General features: G+C 45.9%; 9 protein-coding genes and 1 pseudogene. 5 read left to right on the top strand and 5 right to left on the bottom strand.

What is annotated here, in order from left to right:
- The 3 genes and pseudogenes from RMO79_RS01335 to RMO79_RS01345 all read left to right on the top strand — a co-directional run.
- Window positions 1-196, top strand: a pseudogene (locus tag RMO79_RS01335) (cell wall hydrolase); the annotation flags it as partial.
- 359 nt (window positions 197-555) lie between these two features.
- The gene (locus RMO79_RS01340) at window positions 556-1,860 is read left to right on the top strand and encodes an HhoA/HhoB/HtrA family serine endopeptidase (protein ID WP_310481253.1); all 1,305 of its coding nucleotides are present in this window, start codon (window positions 556-558) and stop codon (window positions 1,858-1,860) included.
- A 158-nt stretch (window positions 1,861-2,018) separates the two neighbouring features.
- Window positions 2,019-2,963 (top strand): glycosyltransferase family 9 protein, encoded by a 945-nt coding sequence (locus RMO79_RS01345; RefSeq protein WP_310481254.1) that lies wholly within the window; start codon window positions 2,019-2,021, stop codon window positions 2,961-2,963.
- Window positions 2,964-3,045: 82 nt separating this feature from the next.
- On the opposite strand, the gene egtD is transcribed toward RMO79_RS01345, so the two are convergent.
- Window positions 3,046-4,089, bottom strand: coding sequence for an L-histidine N(alpha)-methyltransferase (gene egtD, locus RMO79_RS01350; protein ID WP_310481255.1), 1,044 nt, complete (start codon window positions 4,087-4,089; stop codon window positions 3,046-3,048).
- Window positions 4,090-4,486: 397 nt separating this feature from the next.
- On the opposite strand from egtD, the gene RMO79_RS01355 reads away from it, so the two are divergent.
- A complete protein-coding gene (locus RMO79_RS01355; protein ID WP_310481256.1) occupies window positions 4,487-4,861 on the top strand; it encodes a hypothetical protein in 375 nt (124 codons plus the stop codon).
- On the top strand, window positions 4,830-5,540 hold the full coding sequence (locus RMO79_RS01360; RefSeq protein WP_310481257.1) for a hypothetical protein: 711 nt from the start codon (window positions 4,830-4,832) through the stop codon (window positions 5,538-5,540). The genes RMO79_RS01355 and RMO79_RS01360 overlap by 32 nt, the downstream gene beginning before the upstream one ends.
- An 80-nt stretch (window positions 5,541-5,620) precedes the next feature.
- On the opposite strand, the gene RMO79_RS01365 is transcribed toward RMO79_RS01360, so the two are convergent.
- From RMO79_RS01365 to tkt, 4 genes are all read right to left on the bottom strand, one after another.
- Complete coding sequence (locus tag RMO79_RS01365; protein WP_310481258.1) at window positions 5,621-5,833, bottom strand: hypothetical protein; 213 nt, start codon at window positions 5,831-5,833, stop codon at window positions 5,621-5,623.
- A 108-nt stretch (window positions 5,834-5,941) separates the two neighbouring features.
- Window positions 5,942-6,100 (bottom strand): type II toxin-antitoxin system HicB family antitoxin, encoded by a 159-nt coding sequence (locus tag RMO79_RS01370; RefSeq protein ID WP_310481259.1) that lies wholly within the window; start codon window positions 6,098-6,100, stop codon window positions 5,942-5,944.
- Window positions 6,101-6,117: 17 nt separating this feature from the next.
- Complete coding sequence (locus RMO79_RS01375; RefSeq protein WP_310481260.1) at window positions 6,118-6,564, bottom strand: hypothetical protein; 447 nt, start codon at window positions 6,562-6,564, stop codon at window positions 6,118-6,120.
- 200 nt (window positions 6,565-6,764) lie between these two features.
- Window positions 6,765-8,300, bottom strand: a 1,536-nt coding sequence (gene tkt / locus RMO79_RS01380; RefSeq protein WP_310481261.1) for a transketolase, incomplete at its 5' end; no start/stop codon positions are given.

The raw sequence follows: 8,300 nt of genomic DNA on the forward strand, positions 1-8,300 counted from the left end.
CATCCAACAACTCAAAGCTTATGCTAGTAACGATCTGTTGGTGCAAGAATGCGTCGCACCTAGATTTGAACTAGTCAGACGCGGCATCGCGCCGACAATGCGGCAATTAAATGGTCGCTGGTCGGCAGATGCCCAGTATACGATTAAAATTGCCGCGATCTTATGTCGGTTATACGAGACTGCGGGTTTGTTTTAATTGGGGCTAGGGAAACGATCGAGCGACTTGACTGCGACGATCTGACATCGCTAAAATATAACGATAAGCCAAATCCTCAGTCCTAGCGATTCTCATTCTGAGAGGCTACGCCAACGATAGTTAAATTACTGCAGTCACCGCAGAGATCGGGCGGTTACATCGGAGTTCGCGAGCGCAAATCTTACAAGATAATTAAGAGCAGACTCGCACAGGCAACAAATTTAACACTTCGATCGTCAAAACTACTAGCAAAACCGAACACGGATCGGTAGCGTCGAGCGCATGGCAACCTTGGCATTCAGTAACTGAATGCCAAGCTGGCTGAGATGGCGAACAGAATTGTTATAGATGTGATTTGTATGTCAGAACCGCAGAAAAACTTACCGAGCGAAGACCATTCTCCAGCCCCAGTTTCCACCGACAATCCCACCGCATCGCCACAGCCCCAAACGGCTGCGAACACCTTACTTTGGGGCAGTAAATATCTATCATTACTATTATTAAGTGCGATCGCCAGTTGTTCGTTTGGGTATTTAGCCGCCAAAGAACAACTGCCCACGACCATCGAATCTCCAGCGATCGCCCAAAAAGTGGCAAATAGCGATAGCATTTTAGCTACTGTCAATACTAACTTTATTACTCAAGTAGTCGATAAAGTCGGCCCCGCAGTAGTCCGCATTAATGCTTCTACCACTGTCGCAACACGTTCGACATCGACAGACGAAGAAGATCCCTTGTTTCGGAGATTTTTTGGCAATCGCTCGACTCAACCAAATAGCTCTGGCGAACGCGAAATCAGACAGGGCACCGGGTCGGGGTTTATTATTAATAACAACGGTCAAATCTTGACCAACGCTCATGTCGTCTCTGGCGCGACCAAAGTTACCGTCACCCTCAAAGATGGGCGGACGATTGCCGGAAAAGTCAAAGGACTAGATCGGGTAACCGATGTGGCAATTGTTGAAGTTGCCGAGAAAAACCTCCCCAGCATTCAAATCGGCGACTCCGACAAAATTAAGCCAGGTGAATGGGCGATCGCGATCGGCAACCCGCTAGGATTAGATAATAGCGTCACGGCTGGTATTATTAGCGGTACCGGACGCACGAGCGCAGATATCGGTGCTACCGACAAACGAGTCAGTTACATTCAAACCGATGCTGCCATCAATCCTGGCAATTCTGGCGGCCCCTTACTCGACGCATCAGGACGAGTCATCGGCATGAATACCGCTATCCTACGCGGTACCCAAGGCTTGGGATTTGCCATTCCGATTAATACCGCGCAACGGATTGCTAATCAACTAATCGCCACGGGGAAAGTCGAACATCCCTTCCTCGGCGTACAAATGATTAATCTTACCCCGCAAATTAAAGCCGAAATTAATAGCGACCCCAGTGCCAATTTTAAGATCGATGTCGATCGAGGCCCTCTCATCGCCCGCACGATTCGCAACTCACCCGCAGCCACCGCAGGGATCAAACCCGGCGACGTTATTAAAAGTGTCAATGGTAAAGCCGTGGTAACTTCTAACGACGTACAACAAGCAGTAGATTTGACGAAGATCGGCACCAGTGTCAACATCCAAGTCCGTCGTAACGGCAAAGACATTACTCTCAATGTTACCCCGATCGCTGCACCACCAATTACCGCATCCCAAGAATAGATTTTGGATTTTGGATTTTGGAGTAAGGATTAACAATCGCTTACTCCTTACTCCTTACCCCCAACTCCCATCTCCTGCAAATATTCACAACCGAACCCTACAATCAAACCCCATTCCTGCTAAGATCGAGTGTAAATACAGCAGTAACTTGAGTACAAATGCGTATCCTGGCTCTTGTCCCTGGTGGAATTGGCGACCAAATCCTTTTCTTCCCCACGATCGATAATCTCAAAGGACGTTACCCAGACGCAGAAATTGATGTAGTAGTCGAACCTCGATCGACTACAGCATACCGTGTTTCCAAGTCTGTCCACAAAGTTATTCCCTTCGATTTCAAAGACGTTAATGGTCCCGCTGACTGGGGCAACCTTTTGGGGATCATCCGCGATAGCGAGTACGATGTTGCCATGTCCTTAGGGCGACGATTTGGTGTGGGCTTGCTCCTCTGGTTGACAGGTATTCCCGTCCGGATTGGTTTTGATGTTGGTGCGAGTAAATTATTTCTCTCCAATCCTGTCACGCTCAATCTCAACCAATATGCAGCGCAGATGTTTCACGATCTGGTCGGCGGCTTGGGTATAACCGACCCTTGTCCGGCTGTGAGCATTAATGTTCCTAAATCCGATCTCGACTGGGCAGAAGCCGCGCAGGATCGACTGGGAATAAAAGATAGCGGTTACGTGCTGATCCATGGGGGCGAAAATAAGCCAGACCGCATTTATCCCGTCAAACAGTGGCAACAGATCGTTAAAGACTTACAAACTCGGCAACCCAATATTCCTGTCGCGGTTATTAAAGGCCCCGATGATGGCGAGTTTATCGAAGCACTCCTCACACTTTGCCCAGCTCTAAAAGTAATTAGTCCCCCAGATATCGGCAAACTTGCAGCCACGATCGCAGGTGCCAATCTGATGTTATGTACCAATAGCGGTCCGATGCACCTAGCTGTAGCCGTCGGTACGTATACAATCGCCCTATTCGGCCCATCCGATCCGGCGAAATTATTACCCAATAACGGTCGATCGATCGCCATTAAATCCCGATCTGGTAAAATCGCCGATATTCCACCATCGGATATTTTGGAGAAGATTTGGAAAGGGTAAATTTTAGTCGAAATTTAAATTTTGAAGTTTGTATGGCGGGAACTGCCCACCACACATATTTTGGGCAATGAAATTGACTAATCTAAGGGCAATCATTTGACAATAAACATTGCCGTTGACAGAGAATTAAACCGAACCATGACTGCGGATCTGTCCAAACTTTCAGCGGTTGGAGCGCGTGAGCTTCGAGCGTATCTGTTAGAGCTGGCAGATTAAATTTCCGAGAAATTTCGGTATGAATGGTTTCGCCCTGTTTCAAAGAAATTTCCAAATCGAGATCCTTGAGCTTGGCTGTCTGAGCAGTTAAACTTCTCAGGTGCATTTCAATCTGGCTGGCAGCGGTATTAAAGAAGGCAAAATGCTCGAAATTATCGAGATTAAAATCGCCAGCGAAACGGTGATTGAGATGACACAAAATATTCAGGTTAAAAGCAGCCGTCACGCCCTGAGCATCGTTATAAGCCGCTTCCAGAATCTCGATCGGTTTTTGGAGGTCTATCCCTAACAAGAAAAATTCACCAGGTTGGAGAGCTTGCTGGACTTGATTGAGAAACAGATCGCACGATCGATCGTCCAAGTTGCCCATCGTACTCCCCAAAAACATCAGCATTCGGTTTTCAACCATGCGCGGCGGGAGATTCGCCAGTGCGCGTTCGTAGGTACCTGCAACACCGCAGACATTGAGTTTGGGGTAATCATTTAATAATTGCAGTGCCGTGGTGCGGAGAATGCCAGCACTGACATCGATCGGGTAATAATGAAGTGGGTCTTCTAGTTGCGAGTAGGCTGTCAGTAATGTGTGAGTTTTGCGAGAACTCCCACTGCCTAGTTCGACAAGTTCGCAAGCTCCAGTCAATGCAACGATTTCTGAAACATAGGTGTCGAGAATCGCTTGTTCGGTACGGGTGGGATAATATTCTGGTAAGTCAGTGATTTGCTCGAATAATTCAGAACCGCGATCGTCGTAGAAATATCGAGAGGGTATAGTTTTCGGATTTTGCCTCAAGCCATCGATAATATCACTACCTCGTTGGCGTAGCCCCTCAGAATGAGGATCGATCTCCGGCAAATCGGCATCGAGATTAATCCATCGCAGCCGTTCGGATTCTTTAATTTGAGTTTTCACGGAGGTTTTACCTTCTGATAGCGGGTTTTAGTCGAAAGCAATCGATCGTGTACTAAGCTACAAAACGATCTATCTCGATCGTAGCGAAATGTTTCTACCTGTAACCATTTTTCGCGATAAAAACCTCCGATCGACATAAAAATAAGTAGGGATTGCCCCAATACTTCTCGGTTAGTCTAAAAATTAGCTAGTCCGCGAAGGCGGACTACGCATCACTAGCGGCGACTTCAGTCGCTAGCAGTTCTTAACCGAGAAGTATTGGGGATTGCCCCTCTTTTCGATCGATTTAGGCACATTGAGTTTGGCATTACGCCCTACCCAACCTCCAGAGCTGGTGAATTAATTCCGACACAAAAATAAATGCTACGATGGCGAAGGCAATTTACCACAGAGCGACGTGACTGAGGGGCAAATTTATCATCGAAAACAGAGCAGAAAACCTGAAGACGTTGAGACAGCGAGGAAACAAATAGCCAGCCAAGAACTTTGGGGCGGCCCGCCGAGAAATTATCTAGGCAGCGATATTCCTAAAGTTAAAGCCTACATGCACAAATTACCGTTGTTAAACAATCGCCAAACGCAAGAGAGCGGCATTGAGTTTACAACAATGATCGAGGTAGATTCCTATCATCCCCATTTTGCTTACTGGTCGGGAGATAGAGAGGGCGTTCGCAACGAAGATGGGTACGCTAAAATTAAGGTAACGATAACCTTTTGCAACCAATTTGATGAGGTCTATATTGCCAATAAGCAATTTAACGCCGAAAGCTAGTCGGCGCGTGCGATTTGAAGAAGTGACTCCGGCACATGAGTATGCCGCTTTTTTAGATGTTTCGATCGCACCTTTAGTCGCTCATCTCGGTTTACCAGTCTTTGATGGCTATGACGATCTCGACGATCTCCAGTTAGCTTTTTTGACGTTGTCATCTGGAGAGACAGTGACATTAGGCGAATACGCTGGCGCGCCTGGAACTTCGCTATATATCGATATAGCGATGCAGAATGTTCCCCAAATTATTTTCGATAGTTGTCAGCAGCTACGAGTATCGCGGCAAGAAGTTGAGTGGTTTAATCCCGATTGGAAAACAGAGGTCGAGAGATTGTATGCTGCGAATGGGGAGATTTCAGGGATCGAAAGAAGTTCTACAGAGGAATTAGCCCTAAACACCGAGTATGAACCCATTGATTGTTTCTTCCATGCTTTAGGAATTTATACTAGAGAAAAATTGCCCGAATACTGGGCGATGCTCCAACACAATCTCGGATTGGCTTACTTCGATCGAATTAAAGGGGAAAGATGGGAGAATTTGCAAAGATCGATCGAATGTTTTAACAAGTCTCTCGAAGTCTTCACCCAGGAGAAGTTTCCAGCAAAATGGCAAATAAATCGGGAAGATCTGAGCCAGTTGCAGGAAGCCTTGAAGCTTGAAAATCAGAAAGTAAATAGCTGATGTGAAGTTGTCACTATTGTCTGTATTATCGATTCGATTGAGAATGATATGTCATGCTAGCCACCGATACAGGTAGGCTTTCATAAGTGACAAAATATCGATCGTTTGAGTTCGTTAATATTGCTAGAATATTTTAGGTTGCCGCTCTGTTCTTCAGCTTGTGCCAATTTAAAATTTTCATATATTTTTTCGCGCCTTTCTTCTCTCAGATATTGCTTCAACAGCATTTGTAATCCTTGTTTCTCATCGATCGAGAGACTTTTAACAGTTTCGACTAAATCGCTAAAAATCATAGCTTTAGTGTGTAATTAACGTAATAAATTTTAGATGAATTCAAGTAGTAAATGTGAGATCTTATTCAATTGATTAATTATCTGCCTTTAATTAATCGATATCGATTTCTAGAGATCTTCGATCGACAAAAAACATTCGATCGCCTCATATAAATTAGCTAATAACTCATCCCACGTATCCCCTTCCGTCGCACAGCCCGAAATTGCAGGTACTTCTGCCCAATAGCCGCCTTCTTCAGCTTCATGAACGATAACTTTGATTTTCATAGTGAAAAGCATTTAAATTATTTGCCAAGGTTCATAACTTCCTCTTGTTTTGTATTTTCATTTTCCTCTTTTAATATTTGGTTGTGCTGCTGTTTCCAGTAAGTTAATACATCCAGACAATTAACACGTTCAGCATTAGAAGTATCTGCAAAACTATTAGCTTCAAAATATAATAACTTCAGACTATCTAGATTACTTGTTGATTTATTACTATATTGCTTTTCCATTGAACCCATATTAAGTGCCATCATCGCAATAGAAGTACGATTACTTTCAGAACACTTTGTTTGAATAGCATCTAAAACCTTTACATAAGAGCTACTATCATTAGTTTTATCCTGTTGAGCTAACTTTTCTTCTAATCTCGGGATCTCTTTCCTCTGTGCAACTTCTTTATAGGGATTTGAGCAGCTTACTAGTAGTACAGGCAGAACGATCTGTATAAATAGTTTGTTTCTCATCATTCCAAGCTTCTCCAAGGTATAAGATTACTTTATTTAGAGAATACCCAAAATGCCTTCTATTCTAACTTATCTCATATCAAGTCGATTGAGAAGACCGTCTGTACAATAATCTCTCTCATAAAAAATAGATAATTTTATTTAATACTAAAAAAGGTGAGCACATAGCTCACCCGTAAATCTCAATTAAACAGGTTAACCGATTAACCTAAAACTTTCTTAGCTGTAGCGACGACATTATCGACGGTGAAACCATATTTCTCCATCACGGTACCGCCTGGAGCCGAAGCACCGAAACGATCGACTGTGACTAAACCGCCATCCATACCGACAAAGCGGTGCCAACCCATGCTGCAAGCAGCTTCGACAGCGACGCGTTTGGTAACTGCTTTGGGTAAGACGGATTCTTGGTAGGCTGCATCTTGCTCGTCGAATAGTTCCCAAGAAGGCATGGAGACAACGCGAACTTTTTTGCCTTCAGCGGTGAGTTTTTCAGCCGCAGAGACGCACAAACTGACTTCAGAACCCGTGCCGATCAAAATGATTTCGGGAGTACCTTGGGAGTCCACGATCGTGTAGGCACCTTTCGCGACACCTGCGATCGAAGTACCTGGTAAGTTAGGTAAGTTTTGACGGGATAATGCGAGGAGGGTCGGAGCTTGGTGGCTGGCTTTCTCGATTGCGACTTTGTACGCACCGGAGGTTTCGTTACCATCGGCGGGACGAATGACTGTCAGGTTGGGGATAGCGCGCAATGAGGCGATCGTTTCAATCGGTTGGTGCGTGGGGCCATCTTCACCTTGACCGATCGAATCGTGAGTCATTACCCACAATGTGCCGACTTGAGACAATGCGGAGAGGCGAATCGCGGCGCGCATGTAGTCGGTGAAGATTAAGAAGGTCGCGCCGTAGGGAATCAAGCCAGAGTTGTGGAGGGCCATACCGTTGCAGATGGCACCCATCGCATGTTCGCGCACGCCAAAGTGGACGTTGCGATTTTGGTACGCACCTTTTTGGAAGTCACCGGAACCTTTGATTTCGGTGAGGTTGGAGTGAGTTAAGTCAGCCGAACCGCCCATTAAACCGTGTAAAACGGGAGCGAGTTTATTGAGGCAAATTTCGGAGTGTTTCCGCGAAGCAACTGCGTTATCTGCGGGGGTATATGTGGGCAAGACGCTATCCCAACCCGCAGGGAGTTTGCGGGAGAGTAAGCCTTCAAATTCGGCTGCTTCTGTAGGATATTTGGATTTGTAGGTAGCGAGAGTAGCTTCCCATTCGCCTTCAGCTTTGGCTCCGCGATCGATCGCTTGGCGCATGTGCGCGACAGCATCGGCGGGTAATTCAAAGGGCGCGTATTCCCAGCCGAGGTTTTCGCGGGTGAGTTTAATTTCGGCTTCGCCTAAGGCTGCACCGTGGATGCCAGCGGTGTTGGATTTATTAGGAGAACCGTACCCGATGATCGTGGTGACCTTAATCATCGTGGGTTTGTCGGTGACTTTTTTAGCCTCTTCTAGTGCTGCGGAAATCGCGGCTAGATCGGTGTTACCATCTTTAACGTGGATGGTGTGCCAGCCGTAAGCTTCAAACCGTTTGGAAACATCTTCGGTGAAGGCAACATCGGTGGAACCATCGATCGAGATGTGGTTGTCATCATACAAGACGATCAGCTTGCCTAAGCCCCAGTGACCCGAGATCGAAGCAGCTTCGCCAGAAATGCCTTCCATATTACAACCATCGCC

It is taken from the genome of Chamaesiphon sp. VAR_48_metabat_403 (assembly GCF_031422475.1).
Taxonomy (GTDB): domain Bacteria; phylum Cyanobacteriota; class Cyanobacteriia; order Cyanobacteriales; family Chamaesiphonaceae; genus Chamaesiphon.

Excerpts from the sequence above, each read along its gene's own strand:
- RMO79_RS01340 (WP_310481253.1), top strand. The coding sequence starts at position 556 with ATGTCAGAACCGCAGAAAAACTTACCGAGCGAAGACCATTCTCCAGCC.
- RMO79_RS01345 (WP_310481254.1), top strand. The coding sequence starts at position 2,019 with ATGCGTATCCTGGCTCTTGTCCCTGGTGGAATTGGCGACCAAATCCTT.
- RMO79_RS01365 (WP_310481258.1), bottom strand. The coding sequence starts at position 5,833 with ATGATTTTTAGCGATTTAGTCGAAACTGTTAAAAGTCTCTCGATCGAT.
- RMO79_RS01370 (WP_310481259.1), bottom strand. The coding sequence starts at position 6,100 with ATGAAAATCAAAGTTATCGTTCATGAAGCTGAAGAAGGCGGCTATTGG.
- RMO79_RS01375 (WP_310481260.1), bottom strand. The coding sequence starts at position 6,564 with ATGATGAGAAACAAACTATTTATACAGATCGTTCTGCCTGTACTACTA.